This window comes from Chryseobacterium sp. C39-AII1 (assembly GCF_039672645.1).
In the GTDB taxonomy this organism is placed as follows: Bacteria; Bacteroidota; Bacteroidia; order Flavobacteriales; family Weeksellaceae; genus Chryseobacterium.
Genome location: NZ_JBDFPQ010000002.1, coordinates 408,762 through 430,864, shown reverse-complemented (window position 1 = coordinate 430,864; position 22,103 = coordinate 408,762). Strand labels below are relative to the sequence as shown.

The 22,103-nt window shown below is 35.8% G+C and carries 21 protein-coding genes; 9 read left to right on the top strand and 12 right to left on the bottom strand.

Features of this window, described 5'->3' with window-relative positions:
* Positions 1 to 60: 60 nt before the first annotated feature.
* The 4 genes from ABEG63_RS04770 to ABEG63_RS04755 all read right to left on the bottom strand — a co-directional run bounded on the left by ABEG63_RS04770 (position 61) and on the right by ABEG63_RS04755 (position 4,234).
* Positions 61 to 2,052 carry a M4 family metallopeptidase gene (locus tag ABEG63_RS04770; protein WP_346583364.1) on the bottom strand — a complete coding sequence of 664 codons (1,992 nt, stop codon included), beginning with the start codon at positions 2,050 to 2,052 and terminating at the stop codon, positions 61 to 63.
* Between the two features lie 311 nt (positions 2,053 to 2,363).
* Positions 2,364 to 2,663 (bottom strand): hypothetical protein, encoded by a 300-nt coding sequence (locus ABEG63_RS04765; protein ID WP_267403421.1) that lies wholly within the window; start codon positions 2,661 to 2,663, stop codon positions 2,364 to 2,366.
* Positions 2,664 to 2,777: 114 nt separating this feature from the next.
* Positions 2,778 to 3,266 (bottom strand): YkgJ family cysteine cluster protein, encoded by a 489-nt coding sequence (locus ABEG63_RS04760; RefSeq protein ID WP_267403420.1) that lies wholly within the window; start codon positions 3,264 to 3,266, stop codon positions 2,778 to 2,780.
* Positions 3,266 to 4,234 carry an ion channel gene (locus tag ABEG63_RS04755; protein ID WP_346583358.1) on the bottom strand — a complete coding sequence of 323 codons (969 nt, stop codon included), beginning with the start codon at positions 4,232 to 4,234 and terminating at the stop codon, positions 3,266 to 3,268. Before ABEG63_RS04755 ends, ABEG63_RS04760 begins: the two co-directional genes overlap by 1 nt.
* Before the next feature lie 166 nt (positions 4,235 to 4,400).
* Between ABEG63_RS04755 and ABEG63_RS04750 the strand changes: the two genes are divergently transcribed.
* Positions 4,401 to 4,781: a group III truncated hemoglobin gene (locus ABEG63_RS04750; RefSeq protein ID WP_267403418.1), complete on the top strand. Its 381-nt coding sequence runs from the start codon at positions 4,401 to 4,403 to the stop codon at positions 4,779 to 4,781.
* A gap of 37 nt (positions 4,782 to 4,818) precedes the next feature.
* Here the strand turns inward: ABEG63_RS04750 and ABEG63_RS04745 are convergent, their stop codons facing one another.
* From ABEG63_RS04745 to hflX, 7 genes are all read right to left on the bottom strand, one after another.
* Positions 4,819 to 5,889, bottom strand: coding sequence for an ionic transporter y4hA (locus ABEG63_RS04745; protein ID WP_267403416.1), 1,071 nt, complete (start codon positions 5,887 to 5,889; stop codon positions 4,819 to 4,821).
* 66 nt (positions 5,890 to 5,955) lie between these two features.
* Positions 5,956 to 6,285 carry a DUF6122 family protein gene (locus ABEG63_RS04740; protein WP_267403414.1) on the bottom strand — a complete coding sequence of 110 codons (330 nt, stop codon included), beginning with the start codon at positions 6,283 to 6,285 and terminating at the stop codon, positions 5,956 to 5,958.
* Complete coding sequence (locus ABEG63_RS04735) at positions 6,285 to 7,001, bottom strand: DNA alkylation repair protein (RefSeq protein ID WP_346583355.1); 717 nt, start codon at positions 6,999 to 7,001, stop codon at positions 6,285 to 6,287. Before ABEG63_RS04735 ends, ABEG63_RS04740 begins: the two co-directional genes overlap by 1 nt.
* 2 nt (positions 7,002 to 7,003) lie before the next feature.
* The gene (locus ABEG63_RS04730; protein WP_346583353.1) at positions 7,004 to 7,651 is read right to left on the bottom strand and encodes a DUF4919 domain-containing protein; all 648 of its coding nucleotides are present in this window, start codon (positions 7,649 to 7,651) and stop codon (positions 7,004 to 7,006) included.
* A 29-nt stretch (positions 7,652 to 7,680) separates the two neighbouring features.
* Positions 7,681 to 8,961 (bottom strand): sodium:proton antiporter, encoded by a 1,281-nt coding sequence (locus tag ABEG63_RS04725; RefSeq protein ID WP_346583351.1) that lies wholly within the window; start codon positions 8,959 to 8,961, stop codon positions 7,681 to 7,683.
* Between the two features lie 22 nt (positions 8,962 to 8,983).
* Positions 8,984 to 9,613, bottom strand: a complete 630-nt coding sequence (locus ABEG63_RS04720; protein ID WP_346583349.1) for a DUF4919 domain-containing protein — start codon at positions 9,611 to 9,613, stop codon at positions 8,984 to 8,986.
* Positions 9,613 to 10,839: a GTPase HflX gene (gene hflX, locus ABEG63_RS04715; protein ID WP_267403408.1), complete on the bottom strand. Its 1,227-nt coding sequence runs from the start codon at positions 10,837 to 10,839 to the stop codon at positions 9,613 to 9,615. The genes ABEG63_RS04720 and hflX overlap by 1 nt, the downstream gene beginning before the upstream one ends.
* A gap of 196 nt (positions 10,840 to 11,035) precedes the next feature.
* Here hflX and ABEG63_RS04710 point away from each other — a divergent pair, with 196 nt between their 5' ends.
* From ABEG63_RS04710 to ABEG63_RS04695, 4 genes are all read left to right on the top strand, one after another.
* The gene (locus ABEG63_RS04710; protein WP_346583346.1) at positions 11,036 to 11,755 is read left to right on the top strand and encodes a LytTR family DNA-binding domain-containing protein; all 720 of its coding nucleotides are present in this window, start codon (positions 11,036 to 11,038) and stop codon (positions 11,753 to 11,755) included.
* Positions 11,756 to 11,944: 189 nt separating this feature from the next.
* On the top strand, positions 11,945 to 12,427 hold the full coding sequence (locus tag ABEG63_RS04705; RefSeq protein ID WP_346583344.1) for a T9SS type A sorting domain-containing protein: 483 nt from the start codon (positions 11,945 to 11,947) through the stop codon (positions 12,425 to 12,427).
* Positions 12,428 to 12,432: 5 nt separating this feature from the next.
* Complete coding sequence (locus ABEG63_RS04700) at positions 12,433 to 14,979, top strand: collagen-like protein (protein ID WP_346583342.1); 2,547 nt, start codon at positions 12,433 to 12,435, stop codon at positions 14,977 to 14,979.
* Positions 14,980 to 14,988: 9 nt separating this feature from the next.
* The gene (locus ABEG63_RS04695) at positions 14,989 to 15,417 is read left to right on the top strand and encodes a hypothetical protein (protein ID WP_346583340.1); all 429 of its coding nucleotides are present in this window, start codon (positions 14,989 to 14,991) and stop codon (positions 15,415 to 15,417) included.
* Positions 15,418 to 15,520: 103 nt separating this feature from the next.
* On the opposite strand, the gene ABEG63_RS04690 is transcribed toward ABEG63_RS04695, so the two are convergent.
* On the bottom strand, positions 15,521 to 15,976 hold the full coding sequence (locus tag ABEG63_RS04690) for an META domain-containing protein (protein WP_346583338.1): 456 nt from the start codon (positions 15,974 to 15,976) through the stop codon (positions 15,521 to 15,523).
* Between the two features lie 85 nt (positions 15,977 to 16,061).
* Between ABEG63_RS04690 and ABEG63_RS04685 the strand changes: the two genes are divergently transcribed.
* From ABEG63_RS04685 to ABEG63_RS04670, 4 genes are all read left to right on the top strand, one after another.
* Complete coding sequence (locus ABEG63_RS04685; protein WP_346583336.1) at positions 16,062 to 18,254, top strand: S46 family peptidase; 2,193 nt, start codon at positions 16,062 to 16,064, stop codon at positions 18,252 to 18,254.
* Positions 18,255 to 18,597: 343 nt separating this feature from the next.
* Entirely contained in the window at positions 18,598 to 18,999 is a 402-nt protein-coding gene (locus tag ABEG63_RS04680; RefSeq protein ID WP_346583334.1) for a hypothetical protein, read from the top strand.
* 31 nt (positions 19,000 to 19,030) lie between these two features.
* A complete protein-coding gene (gene vgrG / locus ABEG63_RS04675) occupies positions 19,031 to 20,980 on the top strand; it encodes a type VI secretion system tip protein VgrG (protein ID WP_346583332.1) in 1,950 nt (649 codons plus the stop codon).
* A gap of 9 nt (positions 20,981 to 20,989) precedes the next feature.
* Positions 20,990 to 22,093 carry a hypothetical protein gene (locus tag ABEG63_RS04670; RefSeq protein ID WP_346583330.1) on the top strand — a complete coding sequence of 368 codons (1,104 nt, stop codon included), beginning with the start codon at positions 20,990 to 20,992 and terminating at the stop codon, positions 22,091 to 22,093.
* The last annotated feature ends 10 nt before the right edge of the window (positions 22,094 to 22,103 follow it).

The following is a 22,103-nucleotide window of genomic DNA, read 5'->3' as shown; positions in this document are numbered from 1 at the left end:
TAATAAAAAACAGCCCGTAAAGTGAATTACGGACTGCAAGAAAATTTATTGAAAAGTTGATTATTTAATGATGATTTTTTTGGAAAGTGTCTCTCCGTTTGAATTGATTTTCAGTAAATAAACTCCGCTTTGCACGCCATTTACCTGAACTTTATTCACTCCTGAATTCAATTTTTGAGAAGGAATTAAAAGTTTTCCGGAAAGATCATACAATTCATATTTAGAATCTCCTTTAGCTTTTGTTTCTATCGTGAAATACCCTTGAGAAACAGGGTTTGGATATACTCTGAAATCATTTTCTGAGGCTTTCACAGTTTCGCTGGTTGCCAGATTTCCGTTTCCGAAACCTACCGCATACCATGCTTTTGCATTTTGAATAGCTTCATTACTATTGGCTCCGTAAAGATCATTAATAGCCGTTTTAGTAGCATTATAAGCATCCATATACGTCATGTTGGGTGTGAAATAGTTCATTAATGCTCTGTAAATAATCTTCTCTGCTTTTTGTATTCCGATTCCGCTTACCGAATATGCATTTCCAATATCGTTAGTTCCAGATCCTCCTTGTGATAGTAAGTAAAACCAATAATTTCCTACACCACTATTGGTGTGTACACCTCCTTGATCGTTTGATTCTGATGGATTACTGGTAGATGCCCAATAAGTTCCCATATAAGTGTCTGGTTGAGGTTGGAAAGCCGAATTTGGATTTGCCATATTTCTAAAATAGTTTGGAGCGTTGGATGGGGGAGTTACAAATACTCCTTCACCCAATGTCCAATTTGGGTTTAATCCTGTATAAAATTCTATTGAAGTACCCATCATATCAGCGATGGATTCGTTTAATGCGCCAGATTCTCCTTCGTAATTTAAACCTCCATGGGAGTTTCTGCCAATAACTAAATGAGAAAATTCATGACCTGCGACATCAAGCATTACGATAGGGTTAAGTATCTGTGTGTTATTATATTTCCCGTTTCCATAAACCATTGCCACAAGACCATCTTCATCTATTGCCATGGCATTGGTTCCGTCATAGCCAGAATCTCCGCTTAGAGCATTCATATTTACATTATAATAATTTCGGATAACAGAGCCATTATTATCGTAGCTGTTACGATTGTGTCTTGATAAATAGTAATCATACGTTTTTGATATCCCCCAATGTGCTTCTACTGATGGCTTAGTGGCATCAGAGGTATAATTTGCGCTGCTATTTGTATATTCTGTGTATCCTTCTAAGGTTCCGTCTGCATTCGTATTAGCACTGCTGATATTGGTACCGTTGAAAGTCTGTATTTTTCTTGTATTATCTCTTAAACGATAGCCTCCATTATAAGAGTCTACGGTTATTTGCTGGTTTCCTCTATTAAGAGTAGCACTGGTAGAAGGCGTATCTGATTTATAAATTTTAGAAAGTTTTTTAACTATTTTTCTTGAAGAATTATCAACATAATAAGTTGCAGCTTTCATCGGGCTCATAGCGGTTACTCCAATTTTCGAAGTATAGTATGTTTTTACTTCATCTCCCTTTCTTACTTTAGCCACTACAGTTTCCAAAGTTGAAAATTTAATCTGAGTATTTTTTGGAAAATCTTTTGAAATCGCGTTTTGTGCTTCTCTTTCTGACAATTGTGTAGGCGTAAGATTAATGGTATTTGTAAATTCACCATTTACAGAAGTGAGATAGCCATTTTTCTCATGCAGAAGTACAAGTTCGTCCTGTACTTTGGTATTTTTATAAAAATGTTGATAAACAGAATGCTTTATTCCCAGTTCATCAGTATTTTCATTGACTAATTTTAAAGAATGATCATTGTCTGCCCCAAACCATTCGTTAAAATGAGTAACAAGATAGTTAGGAGTAACATTTCTACCGTTAAAATCGAAGTGGAACGTTCCCAGAGAAGAATCTGTTGAGAATTTTGGTAGATTTTTGGTTGAAGATGTCTGTTCGTTAGGAGTTCTTTCTTGTGCTTTAATAAGAGCCGGCTGAAAGTAAAAACTAACAGCAGCTGTAAGCAGAATGCTTAGAGTAATTTTTTTTGTCATAATTTGTGTTGAATTAATCTTAATCAATTATCCGCATGATTATCATGCTAAATAATTTTCAGATTATTATCAAAAACGATGCCGAATTATTATGTTAAATAGTTGTTTTCCACTTTCTTAAGATGATATTTTTTTATTTTAATATTTATTAAATCTGGTTTTATTAATTAAAACTTCTTATTAAATGAAAAAAAATAACAAGCAAACGAGTTTCTGTTGAAAAGAAATATAATTTAAATTATTTAAAAAAATCCTGAAACATAACGTTTTCAGGATCTCATTTCTACTTTAAACATTTAGATTAGTTTTCTCTAATTCGATTTTTTCTTTTTAGATTTTCGCTCTTCTTTTGTTACTTCTTGTGGTTTTGTGGCATCCTGATTAGGATCTGTGGTGGTTACAGTGGTTTGATTTTGCACCGAAGGATCCAGAGTCTGCGTATTTTGCTGTGTTGAAACAACGTTAGGGTCTGTTGTCTGCAACTGTTGATTCTGAGTTTGATTTTGAGTGGTCTGGTTAGTAGTTTCTGCAGGACTTTGTGTTGTTGTCTGCGCCGATACCGCGATTACTCCGACTAATGAGAACGCTGCTGTGAAAATTAACTTTTTCATGATAATATTTTAAATGGTTGTTTAAGTAAAACGCCGCCACTTTATCGAATAGTATATGTAAATGTCTAATTTAACGTACTTTATAATCTTTTAAGACGATTTTGGAATTGTAAATTATTTTGCCAAATTCTTCATAATTTTCTCTACAAATTCATAAGCTGCTGGACAAATCACGGTATTTTTTACCATCAAATTATTAATCTGATAGATTTTTTTTCGATCTGTATGAGGATATTCTCTACATGCTTTCGGGCGAACCTCGTAAATCGAACATGTATTATCTGTATTCAAAAAGTAGCAGGGAAGATTTTGCAACACTTTGTCGTTATCTTCATCTACACGAAGAAATTTCGCTTCAAAATCAGAGGCTTTCATGCGAAGATGTTTAGAAATACGCTCAATATCCTTTTCGGTGTATAAAGGTCCTGTCGTTTTACAGCAATTCGCGCATTGAAGGCAATCAATTTCCTCAAAAACTTCATCATGTGTTTCCTGAACAATATAATCGAGATTTTTGGGCGGTTTTTTCTTCAATCCGTCCAGAAATTTTTTATGCTCTTTTTGCTTTTGTAAAGCCTGTTTTTTGTATGATTCTAAGTTCATTATACTTCCTCCACTATATTTGGCATATCAACAGCCATATAATCATTTATTTTATCTAAATCCAGCAGCGTAAACTCCTTATTCTTTGCAGGATAATACATCGGAACAAATTTCACCCCGTAAACAATTTCCTTTGAAACATAAGATGCTCTCTGCACTACGGTATTTGAAAATACTTCATCAAAAGCGCGCACATGCACAATAATTTCGATGGGTGTATTGTAAAAATCATCTTTTGTAAAACCAAAAAACGGCGAATTTTCATCAATCTTATGAACAACTGTCCAGTTTAAAGCTAATGTATTAATATGGCTCAAGTGAGTTTTTAGAGTATAAAAATTCGTCTTCGTCTCACCATTTTCACTTACTTCAATCGCTGTTGAAACTACAACATCGGCATTGGTTAATGCATTGTTTTTAAAAGGAGCCAGCCTAAACATCAATCCTGTAACATCCTGAAAAGGAGCAATTACAGCGATGTCTGAAAATTTAAGATACGCTCGCGGTCGGGAAAATCTCCCATAAAACAAACCTGTTGCAATGGCAAAGGTAAGCAATCCTAAAAAAGCTTCAAAAGTCGCTACCAAACTTGCCATAAAGCCTACCGGAGCGATTCTTCCGTATCCAACTGTGGTAAAAGTCTGCGAACTAAAGAAAAATACATCAATAAATTCGTTCAGAGGATCACTTTTATCAATTCCTGTAAGATGTTCTACACCAATTACATAATAAATTAAAGCAAAAAATAAATTCACCAAAATATAAGCCGTAACTAAATAAGAAAGAAACTGAAAAGTAGAAAGATTCAGCATTGTATGATACCAACTGAATCTATTAAAAATATTCACCCCTTTTCTTTCAACGTTCGGAAGACCATCTTTTTTAATGAATCTTCCGGAAGCATTCGTTCCAAAGCCACTGTTTTCAGAATTTTTCTGTCGAATTCTTTTTCTTAAACCTCTTGCCATTTTTTATCTCATTTGTTTGTTTTCGTATGAAATGTTGAGAATATTCAAAACGTATGAATATTCTTTTTTATGTTCAAAAAAACATACAAAGATAAAATATTGTTTTCATGAAATTTATCAACTTCGCTATTGAATTTTTAAATTGATTTTAAGCTAAATTTGAAATATGAAAAAGCTGGAAACACGAGAAGATATTGAAACCCTTGTCAACGCCTTTTATGACAAAGTAATTAAAGATGAGACGATTGGGTTTTTCTTTAATGATATTGCCAAAGTTGACTGGAGCCAACATTTGCCTAAAATGTATTCTTTTTGGGAATCTATTCTTTTCGGACAGATGACGTATAAAGGAAATCCGATGGGCGTTCATTTCCCGATCAATGAAATACAGGCAATGGAGCAGAAACATTTTGACAAATGGCTTGAAATGTGGACTTCAACTGTTGAAGAAAATTTCGTGGGCGAAAACGCAGATTTAGCCATTTATAAAGCCGAAAACATTGCTAAACTGATGGCTTTTAAAATGGATTTGGCAAGAAGACTTTAATGGTTTAAAGTTCTGAAATTAATGTTTAAAGTTTTAACTACGGAACGATAACTGTGAAAATATAAGCGGCAAGATTCACCAATAAAACAGTTCCGTAAAGTACATTTGTTTTTCCACGGCTTAAAGAAAGCATCACGATAAACACCGAAAGCGAAAGCAGAATAATATCTTTCTTATCCAAACCTAGCACCAACGGAATATCGTACATGATACACACCACGGAAACAGCTGGAATCGTCAATCCGATACTTGCCAAGGCTGAACCTAAGGCTAAATTTAAACTCGATTGAATCTGATTGCTTCTCGCCGCGCGAATTGCTGCAACCCCTTCAGGAAGAAGTACCACCGCCGCAATAATGACGCCAACCAAAGATTTGGGTGCTCCAAAACTCTGAACCATATTTTCGATGGTTGTTGAAAGTCCTTTCGCCATCATCACCACGATTGCCAAACAAACGATCAGAAAACCAAAGCTTACGAATGTTTTCGTCATATTCGGAATATAACTTTCCTCTGGATGCTCATCGGGAACGATGAAATAATTTCTATGTCGAATGGTTTGAACCATTAAAAATACACCGTAAATCACCAAACAGGCAATCGAAACAAAGATCAACTGCGCCTGATTGTAAAAAGGCCCATTTACACTTGAAGTAAAATTGGGAAGAACCAACGTTAGTATCAGGATAGAAACAATACTCACCAAATAAGTTGTAGCCGAAGTTCGTGCAAAAAACTGCTCATAATATTTCACTCCGCCTACCAAAATACAGATTCCTAAAATTCCGTTGAGAATAAGCATTACTGCTGCAAAAACAGTATCTCTGGCCAGCGTGATTGCCTGATCACCGCCGGCGACCATCAGCGAGATAATTAAAGCGACCTCAATGATCGTGATACATAATGCTAAAATGATTGTTCCGAACGGTTCGCCTACTTTATGGGCAACTACTTCCGCGTGATGAACTGCTGAAAGTACGCTTCCTGTAAGTAAAAGCCCTGCGATTACATCAGACACTACGCCATTTCCCATAAATCCGGAGAAGTAATAAATTACCGCCAGAACGGGGAAAATGTACGTGTAATGTAGGAATTCTTTTAATTTCATAAAGCGTCTCTAAAATACAAAAAATCTATGAGATTTACACTTTTAAAAGAAAATATTAATAATATTTTAATGACACCAAAGATGAAAATCCTGAAAATCCGTCAACATATGAAACAAAAGTCCGATGCCAATAATTCTGATATTTCCTTTAAAAAAGAGCAGCAAAAAATACACCGCAATGGCATAATAAGAATGTAAAAAATGAAAACCTATGCTTCCTCGATTCGGATCAAAAATAGGATTAGCAAATAAATGATCGAGATCTACCAACATCGTTGCCAAAAGAATAAAATACGTTTTTTTCCAATTTTCACGGTAAAAAATCAATGCGATAAATAGAGGAAACCCTAAATGTAGAAAATAGTGCGTTACGGTTTTCCAGAAGAAACAATCCATTATATTCTACCTTTTAAATAATCCTGACGCACTTCTTCATCCAGCTTTTCAATCGCATATCGCAAACATGTTCTTGGCATTTCTTTGTAATATTGATTTAAATAATTGATGAGTTCTTCCTCGTTTTTCTGTCCCATTTCTCTCAACAGCCAGCCGTTTGCCTTGTGCATCAAATCGTGAGAATGTTTTAAATTTTTCGTCACAAATTCTTTAGTTAAATCGAATGAATTTTTCTTTACGTAATGCATCGTTCCGACCACGGCAATTCTTTTATGCCACATTTCTTCGGAATCTGATAAGTTTTTAAGCAAATCTTCTCGTTGATTTTCAAAAGCATATCTTCCCAAGATTTTGTAACAGCTGGAGTCTACTAAATCCCAATTATTTATATAATGCAAATGGTTTAAATAAAATTCTACAATTTCATCTTTTACATCTTTGTCTTTCGTTTTTTCAAACTTATAAATTAAAATAAACAAAGCCGTTAAACGATGTTCGTGATATTTTGAAGAAAGCAGTTTGCTCAATTCTTCTAATGAAATTTTAGCATAATATTCTTTAGCCACAGATCTCTGATCCGGAACTTTTACGCCAAGAAACAGATCGCCTTCACCATATTCTCCTTTTCCAGTTTTAAAAAATTTCGGGAAAAATGCGGCTTTTTCGGGAATTGAAAGATCATTGAGTGCTTCACAAATTTGGTTTCGGATTTCCATGTTTAAAAATTAAAACAACCGACGCATTTAACAAATAGGCTGACTCCTCCATTGGAATATTGGGTAAGCATACAGTCTTTGTCTGTTTTTAAATCTTTTTGTTTGAAATCTCTCCCCATCATGATTATAGGTTTTGCAACGCTCAGCATATCACCCGCTGTAACTACACAGATTGGCGAATTTTCGTTTTGACCTGTTCCGCTTTCATCAATAATTTTGATGATTGCGTTATTTTGCAATATGCAAAGTTCTTTTTTCACATTTTCTCCGGTCGCATGATAGATATTTACCATTGAAACTAATATTCCTTTATCAAGAGGATTTTTATTGTATGCCGCTTCAGCTGCCGAAAGTATTTTTTGAGCCTTTCCCTTTGAAAGTCCTTTTCTCGAAGCAATTTTCCAGATTTCATCATAGTCTTTATTATAGTCTGCCATACTGTAGTCCTCTTTTACAAAACGACTTCCATAATACAGCTGATTCATTTCTTGCTGAGTTAACTTTGAAGGATCTTCTTTAAAAATTTTCAGATAATCATAAAAATAGGTCTGAGGATTTTCCGTAGCATTCTTTTTAATTTCTTCCACATTAATCTGGGAAAAAACTAAAAGTGAGTTCACCAAAAGTAGTAAAACAAATATTTTCTTCATTGAAATGTTTTTTATTGATTTAAAAACAACTATTTCTCTTCATTTAAAGCAATCGTTTCCAGCTCCTGTTCTTCTTTTGCAATCTTATTAGGATTCGCTACTTTCGCAATCGTAAGTCCTTGAACAATAATTGAGAATACAACCACACAATAAGTGATACTTAAAATAATTTCGCTGTATTCACTTTTAGGAATCGACATCGCCAAGGCAATGGAAACACCGCCACGAATACCCCCCCAAACCAAAACTTTTACAGTTTGCGGACTGAAAGTAGTTCTCATAAATTTCGTTGGTCCCCAAATGGAAATTACTCTCGCCAATAAAACGATAACGATCGCTGCCAATCCCGGAACTACAAAATGCTTTAGATCTTTAATCATTAATAGTTCAAAACCAATGAATAAGAATAAAACTGCATTCAATATTTCATCGATCAATTCCCAGAATTTAATTAAATAATCCTGAGTGATGGATTTCATTTTAAATTTAACATTAAAATTTCCCATGAATAATCCCGCTGCCACCATCGTTAATGGTCCTGAAATATGCATTTGTCTGGCAATCAAGTAACCGCCCATTACCACAGAAAGTGTTACTAAAACTGAAATAATATAATCATCTACTTCACGCATCAATCTCGATGTAACCCAACCCAAAATGACTCCAAGAAATAATCCTCCACCGGCTTCTTTCAATAATAACAGTCCGATATTTTCTATTCCAAGGTCGATCTCTTTTCCGATGGCTAATTGTAAAACAACCGAGAAAACCACAACCGCCATACCGTCGTTAAATAAAGATTCTCCAGCAACTTTCGTTTCTAATGATTTTGAAACATTGGCCTGTTTTAGAATACTTAAAACCGCAACAGGATCGGTTGGTGAGATTAAAGCTCCGAAAAGAAGACAGTAAATAAAGGGTAATTTAATCCCAAATAATGGCAACAGATAAAACATTCCGAAGCCGACCACAAAAGTGGAAATAACAACTCCTAACGTGGAAAAAATAACCACAGGTCTGAGCTGTTCTTTGAGATCATCAATGTTGATATGGATTCCTCCCGCAAAGAGAAGAAAATTAAGCATGGCGCCCATCAGAACTTCTGTAAAATCGATGCTGCTCATCAAATTATGAAGATGCCCGAAGGTTCTTGGCAAAAAAGTTTCTCCGAAAGAAACCAAAATGATAGAAACTACAATGGCAATCACCATAATCCCAATGGTGCTCGGAAGCTTAAGAAATCTGTAATTGAGATAGGCGAATATGGATGCTAAAACGATTAAGGCTGAAAATGAATAATATAATTCCACTAAAGTGTTTTTTAATTTATGGTTAAAAATCCAAATAAAGGACTTTGATATATACTTTGTTACCGTCTTTTTCCCAGACGTCCATCATCCCATCTTTCTGCGGTTTTGAAACTCTTGTAAAATCTTCTCCAATTTGTAAGATATTGAGTAAAATATACTCATCGCCTACAGAATTTACCTGATAAGGCGTTTTATCACTTTTTCCGTCGCCAGATTTTTTAATAGCATCGGTCAGCAATCGAAACTGACTCACGTGATGGGCAAAATTACCTGCATCCTGCTTCGAATCATAGGCACGAAGCAAAATGAGTAAAACATCGAGATTGGTAGGATCTTTTTGATACAAAGCAGTTCCCAGTTTCACACATTCATCAGCATTTTTTTCTTTGAAAGCTTCGGCCAGTTTTTTGAAATCATCATCCAAGGTTGAAACTTTATTTTCCTGAAAGTTTCTTCCGTAATACAGATATTGGGCTTCAAGACTATCCAAAGATTTCGGATACGCTTTGTATTTGAAAATCAGCTTATCATAGTTATAAGGAGACTGCTTGTTGGTAAGATTTTTCTCTATACTTTTAAAATCCGGCTTCAGTTTCTGAGCAAAACTCAAAACCGAAATAAAAAGCAGCAAAAAGAAAAGGTATTTTTTCATTACTCTTTGTTGTTATCTTCCTCATCGTTGTCGAAATATTCGAAAAGGAAATCGTTGTAAGGAAATCTTGAAATATGTATTTTCATTACCTCATCGTAGATCATTTTCTTCATTTCTGGGAAGTTTTCTTTCGTAAGAGCAGAAATAAATACAGTTGGGTACTTAGATTTTGCCATCCATGTATTTTTCCATTCTTCAAGAGAAATATTTTTCTTGGTAGAAGGCGTAAGATCGTCTTCATCCTTTTTCTCATAACTAAAATCATCAATTTTGTTGAAAACCATGATCATCGGTTTTTGATGCGCGTTGATTTCCATTAAAATCTGATTCACAGAATCTATATGATCTTCAAAACTCTCATGAGAAATATCTACCACGTGAATCAACAAATCCGCCTCACGAACCTCATCTAAAGTAGATTTAAATGATTCTACCAATTGCGTCGGCAATTTTCTGATAAACCCTACCGTATCCGTCAGCAAAAACGGAAGATTTCCGATCACCACTTTTCTTACGGTTGTATCAAGTGTAGCGAACAATTTATTTTCAGCAAAAACTTCCGATTTCGAAAGAGAATTCATCAACGTAGATTTTCCCACGTTGGTATATCCCACCAAAGCTGCACGTACCACTTTTCCGCGATTATTTCGCTGGGTTGCCATTTGCTTATCGATGGTTTTCAGTTTTTCTTTCAATAAAGTAATTCGGTCACGAATGATACGTCTATCCGTTTCAATTTCCGTTTCTCCGGGACCTCTCATCCCGATTCCCCCTTTCTGACGCTCCAAGTGAGTCCACATTCTCGTCAGTCGAGGTAAAAGGTATTGATATTGAGCCAATTCTACCTGTGTTCTTGCATAAGAAGTCGTTGCTCTTTGGGCAAAAATATCAAGGATAAGGTTGGTTCTGTCGAGAATCTTCACTTCCATTTCTCGCTCCAGATTTTTAAGCTGGGAAGGAGATAATTCATCATCGAAGATTACCGTTCCGATTGCATGCTCCTTTACATATTCTTTTATTTCCTGAGCTTTTCCGCTCCCGATAAACGTCTTGGAATCTGGCTGAGTTAATTTTTGAGTAAAACGTCTGTCTACCGTAGCTCCTGCCGTGAAGGCCAAAAACTCCAGTTCATCCATATATTCGGTAAGCTTGTCTTCGTCCTGATGCTGGGTAACAACACCTACCAAGACTGCTTTCTCGTAATTATGTTCTTTCTTTTCTAGCATTAAATTCTATCTATGTTTGTGATTTTTACAAGTTAACATTTTAGAAAGAAAAATCAAAATCAAATTTTATGAAACAAAATATTTTAATGTTAATTTAAGTTCATCATAGTTTCTATTTATAGAAAATTAATAACTTTATACAGTGAATTTCAAAGTTTTAAGTCTTAAATTTTAAAATTTGCTTAAAATATACACCATGATTGCTAATATAAAATGTATGATTATCGATGATAATGAGCTCGACAGGCTTGTGCTTCATCATCACATCAAACAATATAAAAATATTGAGGTCGTGGCGTCTTTTGATTCTGCGGAAAAAGCAATTCCTTTTCTTGATTTTCCTGTTGATCTTTTATTCATCGAAGCCAATCTTCCTCAGATGAGCGGTGTGGAATACAGGAAGTTAGCCCATAAAATTCCGGCTTGTATTTTTGTGAGTTCTCATCCCGAATTTGCGATTCAGGCTTTTGAATTAGATACATTAGATTTCATTAAAAAACCATTTAAGCCTGAACGTTTTCATTATTCGATGCAAAAACTCTCAGATTTTTTTGAAATGAAAGAAAAATGTGAGTCGTTTGATGCTCTTTTTGGTGAAAACAGCATCAAAATAAAAGAAGGTGGCAATATTCATCAGATTAAAATCTCCAATATTCTTTATCTTGAAGCTTTGAAAGATTACACCCGAATCATCACTTCCGAAAAAAGGCACTGTATTTTAGATTCTATTGGAAATCTTTTGCATAAAACTTCCTTTAGATCTTTTGTGAGAATTCATAAAAGCTATGCGGTTCCGAGACATCTTATCCGAAGTAAAAATACACATGAAGTGGAACTTGTTCATCAAATAAAGCTTCCCATTGGGCGAACGTTTAAAGAAAATTTAGATTTTTTTAATCCTAATCCTAACCTATAATTTAATCTTAAAACAAAGGATTTTCAATTCATATTTTCATAATAACTCTACTTTTTGTCGTTGGTCGATTTTTTTTGTCGTTTATCTATTTTAAAAATTTCAGATTGGCATTTGTGGTAATTTAGTCTTCCCAAAAAGAAGAAAATTCAGTTGGGAATTCACCAATTAATAACCCCAAAATTACTTGACATGAAAAGAAGATCTATTCCATGTTTCTTCCTTATTGTGATCGGTTTTGTCCCCGGTTTGCTGCACGCCCAAAGTGCTGTAATGACCTCCGGAGGTAATGCCACGGGAAGCAATGGCTCGGTTTCTTACAGCGTAGGCCAAGTCGCCTATCTTGTGAAGGGAAGCAACCAGATTCTGGAAGGAATACAACAACCTTATGAAATTACCGTTGTTCTTGCAACTGAAGAAACTGCTGACAATCAAAAGGATATTTTACTGTATCCTAATCCGTTCAAAGATTTTTTATATCTGGATTTTACCAGCAACGACTATCGAAATTCTGAATATCAGCTCTTTGATTCGCAAGGTAAATTAGTAAAATCGGGCAAGATCACAGAATCTAAATCGGAATTCAACTTCTCAGATCTACCTTCAGCGATGTATATCATCCGAATTAATCAGAAAGGAGAAAACATCAAAACATTCAAAATCATTAAAAAATAATCACCATGAAAAAAATATTACTATCGATGGGAATTCTGCTGGGAACATTTTCAGCCTTTGCACAAGTTCCTGAAAAAATGAGCTATCAGGCTATTGTTCGAAATGCAGGCGGACAAGTTTTGGCTAATCAAAGTGTAGGAGTACGGGCAAGTATTCTTCAGGGATCTCCGGCTGGAGTGTCTGTTTATTCTGAAAGATTAACAGGAAGTACAAATGTCAACGGGTTGATTACTTTAGAACTAGGAGCCGGAACCGTACTTTCAGGAACATTCAATACCATCAACTGGGCCTCAGGAAACTATTATTTAAAAACAGAAACAGATCCTTCGGGAGGAACGAATTATACGATTACAGGAACAAGCCAGCTTTTAAGCGTTCCCTTTGCCATGTATGCCAAATCAGCGGGCGGAACAGGAGGAAACTTTACTATTCCTTATACTAATACCGTAAATAATGCTGGAAATTTATTTTCTTTAACAAACGACGGCGACGGAACTTCAATTGAAGGGATAAATAATACAACTACATCAAGCATCGCTTCAGTAAGAGGTATTGTAAACAGCACAGCTCCGGGAGGATTTTCTTCGGGTGTAAGAGGGGTCAACAATGGAACCGGAGGATTAGGTATCGGTGTCTGGGGAAGCCAAAACGGAAGCGGTTGGGGCGTTTATGGAGTTACCCCTGCAGGTCTTGGAGTCTACGGAAATGCATCAGCTGCCGGATATGGAGTGTATGCTAACAGTAATACCGGAACGGGGCTAAACGCAACCAGCACCAATGGTATTGCGGCAAATATTGCCATATTTAATAATTCTAACAATAATAATGTTCTCAATGCCAACACCGTAGGAAACGGAACAGTAATAAATGTTTCCACTACAGGAAACGGAGCTGGTGTTTTCAGTTCTACAGCAGGAGGATTTGGGGTACAAGGCGTAACAAGCTCACAATCTTCTGCCGGAATAGTTGGCGACAATAACGGAGCTGGTGAAGCAATAGTCGGAAGAAATACAAGTGACATTGCCGGAGCTGTTGTTGGTAGAAATGATGGCGGCGGTTACGGAGTAAGAGGTTTTGTTGCAACAAATACAACGGGAACTTCTGTGGGTGTTTTAGGGCAAGTTGGTATTAACAATAGTAAAGGTAGAGCCGGACGCTTTGAAAACTTCAATGCATCAAATGATAGAAATACTTTCGAAGTAGAATCTAATGGAAACGGAAATATTCCAGATAATACGTTAGGAAATGTTTCATCTTTCCTTTCAAATAATACAAGCAGCGTAAGTGCAGCCGTAAGAGGTGAAGTAAAAACCATTTTTGGAAACTTTGGAGCGGCGGGCGTTTTTGGAGTTTCTTCCGGAACAGGTGGTTTTGGAGGGTTGTTTTATTCATCAAATACTTCAGGAAACGGACGCGCTTTGGTAGCTTTAACAGACGGTAATGGTGATGCAATAACTGCCAATGCCGGAAAAGACGGAGATGCCGTAGAAGCCAATGTGGATGGAGCAGGTCGTGCGATTTATGGCTGGACGCCTTCATTCAGTTTAGGGAAAGCGGCTGAATTTCAAAATTTTAATACATCAAATACCAATACGGTCGTCACTGCAAAAACAGTCGGAAACGGTATGGCAGGAGATTTCTTTGTCGATAATACCAACGGAACATCTGCTGCAGTACATGGTAAAGTAAATTCTATTTTTGCCAATTTCGGAACGGCGGGTATCTATGGCGAATCTGTTGGAACGGGAGGATATGCAGGTTTATTTTATTCCAGTAACGCCAGCGGAAACGGGCCTGCTTTACTTGCTCTTACAGATGGAAACGGAAATGCCATAACAGCCAATGCCGGAGGGTCAGGAGATGGGGTAGAAGCAACAGTAGACGGATCTGGATCTGCTATTTACGGTTGGATTCCGAATTTTGCAACAGGTAGAGCAGGGTATTTCAGAAACTTTAATAATTCTAATGGTCAGCCTGTGGTTCATATAACGACTACGGGAACAGGGTCTACTTTGCTTGTTAATCATCAAGGGCCATCAGGAAACATTGCAGTTTATCAAAGTGCGAGTACTAATGTGGCAAGAATTAACAAATCTGGAACAGGATTTTTCAATGGTGGAACTCAAAATAGTGGAGCCGATGTTGCGGAAGCTTTTGATGTGGAAGGAAATACTTCTGAATACGAACCTGGAGATATTTTAATTATTTCAACTGATTCCGACAGAACAGTAGAAAAATCTTCAAAACCATACTCTAATTTGGTTGCTGGAGTTTACGCGACAAAACCAGGAGTTCTTTTAACGGAAGAAAATATAGATTCAGAATTAATCGGGAAAGTGCCAATGGGAGTAATCGGGGTAATTCCTACTAAAGTTTGCCTAGAAGGAGGGAAAATTAAAAGAGGTGATCTTTTGGTGACTTCATCAAAATCAGGAGTTGCGATGAAAGCCAATATCAAAAAGGTGAAAATTGGTCAGGTTATCGGAAAAGCGCTTCAGGATTATGACCAAAACGAAATCGGAAAGATTAAAGTATTAGTTAACATTAAATAATAAACAACCATGAAATCATTATATATCATCGCTTTTTTAGTAGTAAGCATCAATGTGTATGCTCAGCAGGACAAGAAAGTTTCTGAAACAAAAGAAAACGTACAGGAAGCCATCAATTATAAAGAATCAAAAGAATTTGAAGCCAAAATGATGAAGGAAGCTCAGGAAAGAACGACGCAAAAGCCTTCTACCGTAACGTTGGCTTCAGAACAAGGTCTTGAGGTAAAACAAAAGCAAGCTCCCAAACAGGAAGCCTCAACTAATTTGGGAAAATTACTTCCCAATACCGCAAGTCTTGATGAAATTTTAGCAACAGTTCCCGGAAGAAAATCACGTAAAGCCACGATTTCTAAAAACACACAAAGCACAACACAGGGGTTGGTATCCACTCCTGAATTAACAATACAAGACATAAAAAGAACAATTCCTAAAAACTAATAACCGAAACAAACTAGATTTTTCAATTAAAAGAAAGTCTGCAAGAGCGCGGACTTTTTTTGTTTTATTATTTGAGCCAAGACTAAACATTTTTTAGCTTAAATTAATCCCAATCTGCAGCAATAAATTTCATTGAATTTCCCTGATTGTCGGTTAATGTTAAAAAGTGACCTTCCACTTTAAAATTTGTGATGTTTTTAAATGTTTTTGAAAAATCATCTTCCAGTTTCATATCCGGGCAAGCTTTTTCTGTTGAGCTAATTTCTGAAATTTTCACTTTTCCGTTATTTTTAAATTCAGAACTAAAAAAGATTTCATTACACCCCATCAATGCTTTTCCATTAATTTTTCCATCTTTCGCGGGTTCGGTTAAATTTATTTTAGCATTCATTTTAATTAAATCAGCCTTAGCAAAATTTTCGAAAGCAATCATCATCCATTCCCGTTGAATATGAGGATTTTTTGCCGTGCTTGCAGAGTTTTCATTCATCAACGAAGAGCAGTTTAGCAACAGTTGTAAAACTAAAATCGTAAAAATTGATAAAAGCAGTTTTTTCATAAGTCACAGTATTCCATTTTTGTACCACTTGAAAACAGAATATCGTAAAAATTAGTAAATTAGCGACACAAAAATTTTTTATAAAATGAAAAGACTATTTCTACTATTCACTTTTCTATTGGGCTTCGCTCAGATGAGGGCGGATGAGGGGATGTGGCTGTTAATGCTCATCAAAAGACTTAACGGTGTCGACATGCAAAAAGAAGGTTTGCACCTGACGCCTGAGGAAATTTATTCCGTAAACAACTCCAGTATGAAAGATGCTATCGTAAGTTTCGGTGGTTTCTGTACGGGAGAGATCGTTTCTGACCAAGGATTAATCTTTACCAATCACCACTGTGGTTACGGTGCTGTGGCGGCGGCTTCTACACCTGAAAAAGACTATTTGAAGAATGGTTTCTGGGCAATGAAGCAAAAAGACGAATTCAACGCAAAAGATCTTTATGTAAGATTTTTAGTAAGAATGGATGATGCTACGCAGAGAATCAATTCTAAACTAAACAACAATATGTCTGCTGACGAGAGAAAAGCTGTAATTGAGGCTGAATCGAAAGCTATCCAGACAGAAAATTCTGAAAACGGAAAATATACAGTAGTAGTAAGAGATTTCTTCAACGGAAACGAATTCTATTATTTCGTTTACCAAGATTATAAAGATATCAGATTGGTAGGTGCACCGCCTTCATCATTAGGAAAATTCGGTGGTGATACAGATAACTGGGAGTGGCCAAGACATACGGCAGACTTCACGGTTTTCAGAGTATATGCTGATGCAGCGGGAAATCCTGCAGAATATTCTCCTGCAAACAAACCATTAAAGCCTAAGCATTTCTTACCTGTTTCTTTAAAAGGAATCAAGCCTGGTGATTTTTCTATGATCATGGGGTATCCTGGAAGAACAAACCGTTATTTGACTTCTTACGGAATTCAGCAAATGGTAGGTAAAGATTATCCAGCTTGGGTTCAGGCTTCTAAATTAGCAATGGATGTGATGAAGAAGTATATGGATAAAGACAAAGGAACTCAATTGAACTATGCTTCTCAATACGCTTCAGTAGCTAACTACTGGAAAAACAGACAGGGAACGATTGATGCTGTTATCAAAAACGGAACAATTACGGATAAGCAGCAACTTGAAGACAAATTCAGAACTTGGGCAGTACAACCGGAAAATATTGCTCAGTATGAGATGGTTTTAGATGATATTGCAACGTATTACAAGCAATCATCTGACAGAAATGTAGAAAGAAACTATTATTCTCAATTGATGAGAAATTCTAAGTATTTCTCTTTAGCATTACAGGTTGGTTCGGTTCTTAAATCTTATGCAGAGCAGGATATGGCTGGAAGACTGGCTATGAAACCAAAAGTAGATGCAGCTGTAAAAGCGGCTTATGAAAGCATCAATACCAACCTTGAAGGTGAAATGATGAATTCTATGGTTGGTCTTTATCAGTCTAAAGTTGCTAAAGATGTAGGTTCTGCTACAATTATGGGATTAGATGCTAAAAATCTTTCAAACGTAGCTTACTCATCTATTTTCGCTAATAAAACTTCGGTTACTAACTTTATTTTAAACCCAGACCGTTTAAAATTAGATGCTGATCCACTTTTAAAAATCGCTAACGGAATTGTTGCCGATCAAAAAGGATCTAACGAAAGATTTGTAAAAATAGATGATAATTTTGCTAAAAACAGCCGTCTTTTCTTAGCTGGTTTAATGAAAGCAATGCCTGAGAAAAAATTCTATCCGGATGCTAACTCTACGATGAGGTTAACGTACGGAACGGTAGATAAATTGCCAATCAGAAATGATAGAAACTACTTCGGAGTTACTGATAATTATTATACAGACATGACTGGTCTTGTTGGAAAATACAAGAAAGGTGATGAAGAGTTTGATCTTCCTCAAAGAGTAATTGATCTTTACAATATGAAAGATTTCGGTCAGTATGCTGATGCTAAAGGATATATGCCGGTTAATTTCCTTTCAAACAACGATATTACAGGAGGTAACTCTGGTTCTCCGGTAATCGATGGAGACGGAAACCTTATCGGTATTGCATTCGACGGTAACAGCGAAGCATTGAGCGGTGATATCGTTTTCGAACCGGAATGGCAAAAAACGATCAACGTAGATATTCGTTTTGTTCTTTGGACAATCGATAAATATGCAGGTGCAAGAAGAATCGTTGATGAGCTGAAATTAGTAAGAGATGAAAATACTCCTGCTGATACAAAATCTAAAGCTCCAAAAGCTGAGCCTAAAAAGAAATAAAAAATCTTTATTGATATTTCAAAAGCCGCGAAAGTTTACTTTCGCGGTTTTTTTGCATGTTGTTGTAAAATAATTTCAATAAGTTTTATCGTTTACAATAAAATAATAATTCAAAATTCAGTTTATTAATATTTATTTCATTAATAAGCACTTAAAAGCGAATGTATGTCGAAAAGTTTTACGTAAAGCAAATTTTCAATTAATGTATTTCCTATATTTGGGATATTAACCAAATGATAAAACCAAATGACATTCAATCAATTAATTAGTCTGATTTCAGTTGTCAGTTCTTAGACCACACAGACTTTAGCTTTCTTATTTACTACCTATAAAAACACTTACGATGACTGACGATAAAGAATTTCAATGGCACAATCCCAATAGAAAGAACAAATTATATGAAGGTCCTGAAATTAATATTCAGGCGTATAATGGTGCGCAAATTTTCATTAATAATCATTTCGCCAACAAGCACTTTTCCTATTATATGCAGAGTAGGCACCTCATTTTTTGTGATGGTTCTAATATAATCACCAATAAAGGGCAGAATTCTACCTGTCAACTGACCGGGAAGCGCTATCCCTTACGGTATGTAGGAGATTCAATTAATTATGATGATGGGAGTATTGCCATGATGTTGGAAGAAAAAGACCTTAGAGAATTACTCGAAGCGTGCTTCTTTCTTCCTCATCAACCTCGGTTTTATGATTTCATCAAAGACGAATTACTTTTACTAAAATGGTAACTATTTAACTAACCCATAAAAAACAACACACATGGAAGAAAACAACAACAATCACGAAGAAGACAGCGAAAAATATTACAACTCCGATTTTGGGAGACTGAATCATCCGGATGATCTAAAAAAATACTTTTCGATGCGGAGTTTTCAGGATTTTCTGAATGACCCGACCAACCCGATTGTCTATACAACCTTAAGCATGGACGGAAAGCCTTTTTTGGAAAGATCATCCTTTTCCGTTGAGCTGAACCAGTTTACCAACGAGCATGACACGTTCACGATCACCGTTCCCGACGATGCTTTGGACAGCTTCAAAGGTTATGTGATGGAAAATTCTAAGAATATTTTAGGCAAAACCATCACCATTAATATTCATCGGTATGGCAATATCCGTCAGGTTTTTGTTGGTATTATCGCCAATATTCGAAACAGAAAAGAAAATGGTTATGGAGAGCTTTATATCACCGGATATTCTCCGACAGTGCTGATGGAAAGCGGAAAAAAATGCCGCAGCTTTGAAGGAAAATCGCTGGAGCAGATCATCAAGGAAATCGTTTCGGAATATCCCGATGAAGCCCATATTTTGGTGCATCATCCCAATACGGAGTATTCGCTTCCATACACGGTTCAGTACAAAGAGTCAGATTATCAGTTTATTAAAAGGCTTGCCACGAGGTTTGGTGAATATTTTTATTACAATGGTCAGCAGCTTTTATTTGGCAATAAAGTGCAGGATATGTTGGATTTGGAAGAAAATAAAAATTTAATTGAAGTTGAATTTCAAATGAATATCAAGCCACAGAATTTCAGCTATTCGACGTATGATGTTCAGGCGGGTGAAAATATTGATTATCAGTCGAATTCTGTTCAACATCAATATAAAGAAAATCCGTTTCAAGCGGTGGCAATTAATGCTTCGGAAAACGTTTACAAAAAGAGATCCGAAATGTTTTACAATCATACCGGAATTTCGAATAATACCTCAAGAGAGCTGAAAGATTCGGTGAGAAGGGAGCGTGAAAATCGTGAAAATTTAATTATGATTAAAGGGAAAAGTCGGGATCCGTTATTGAAAATTGGAGGTTTGGCGAAGCTGATCGATATCAATGATAATCCGATGGAAACCTACCGCATCATTGAGCTTAAGCATTATCATGACGGCAATGAATATTATAATGAATTTGTGGGCATTCCGGATCTGGAAAATGCGCCGTATCAGGATTCGGACGCGGTTCCTTTTGGTGAGGAGCAGTCGGCAAGAGTGGTTGATAATAACGATCCTTCGGGTATGGGAAGGGTGAGGGTGCAGTTTCAGTGGCAGGAAAGAAAGGGTGAGAAATCGCCCTGGATAAGGACAAAAACATCTTATGCTGGGGCATCGCGAGGTGATTATAAAATTCCGGAAATTGGCGATGAAGTGTTGGTAAATTTTGAAAGTAACAATGCTGAAAAGCCTTACGTTTCGGGAGCGATGTATAATGGAAAGGAAGTCAGCGGTTATGCGACGGCGGACAATCGTTATAAAGTGCTTCATTCCCGTATCGGAAACCGTCTGATTATGGATGATGAAACGGGAGATGTGACCTTGGAAAGTCAGAAAGGACAGACGATTGCTGTCTTCTATGGTGATGGAAATATTGATATTACGGCGCCGAAGAATATTAATTTAATGGCAGGAGAAGATGTGAATATCACCGCCGGAAAAAATATGAATACCAATGTCGGGATGAATTCTACAGAAACGGTGGGAATGAATAAATCTGTGGGAGTTGGGATGATGAGTATGATTACGATAGGAACAGATTTTATTACGAATGTTGTAGGAAGAATGATTGAATATGTGAAAGGAAGTATAGAGTCTCACACAGAAGAAGAAAGGAAAATACATTCAAAAAGCATGGGAGTAATTTCTGAAACTGATATACAAGCCAATGCTTCTGAAAGGATGCTTCGTTATAGTGGTGAAAAGTCTAATGATACCTAATTTCCAATTATGAGTAAAGAAACATATTGCAACGGAAAAATTATTCTTACGAGTAAAAAAAATACATTATTTCATGCCTTTAATGGAAATTTACAATTTACTGCAGGAGAAAAAAACCAATGGAAAGGGGAACAAGGAAGTGAGATTGGTAACTATGAAAAAATGATATTACCAAATAATAGTGCAATAATAAGATTATATTATGAAAACATAGTTATTGTAGCTTCTGAAGTGCATGATAAAAAATCTGTAAATAAATTAATGTTTATGGCTCAAGCAATTAGACGAATTAGAATATCAAGTGTACAAACGGTTTTATATTTTACACATGGATATTCGTCCAATATGATATTTGAGTTTGAAAAATCTCTTAGGAATTATAAGAAAAATATTAAAATTATTGCTATCAAAAATATCTCAGAACTAATTAATTATATCAATTTAGGGTATACAAACAATATTCAAGGTGATTATAGAACTATACCTAATGAAAATGGTAGCATGTATAAAGTTAATAATCTGTATATATATTCCCATGGAATGCCAAGTAGGATTACTTTTATGCTTGACTGGGATTTATACAAAAAAAATAATAATATAAAATCTTCGGAGGATGCAAATGGTAACGAATTAAATTTAAGCAATTACACAAAGCTAAATCCAAGTAGTTTTTCAAAAGACGCTGAAATATGGTCTTTTGCGTGTAGAACAGGATTAAGCATAGATAATGATACAGAAATAGAAAGATTTACATGGGGCGAGAACGAAAGTTTAGCACAAAAGTTATCAGATAGACTAAATTGTAAGACTCATGCTTTTCTTAAAAGAAGTAATTATGAGAATACTTGGGGAAGCCAGTCAGATAGAATAGATTTAAAAATTGCTGATAATTTGGAGAAAATAAATATCCATACAACTAAAGAAGATAAATTCAGAGAATATAAAAAGTCTGAAATTCAAATAGATGGAAAATACCCTTGGCAACCACAAGGTGCTTATAATGATGTTAAAGCTGGTGACTTTCCTTTAGGTCCACCAAATTGTATGTGTCTTTTTCAAAAAAACAAAGATGTCATTATTCCATGCAAAACAATGGCTTTACCAAAAGGTTAATATATGAAAC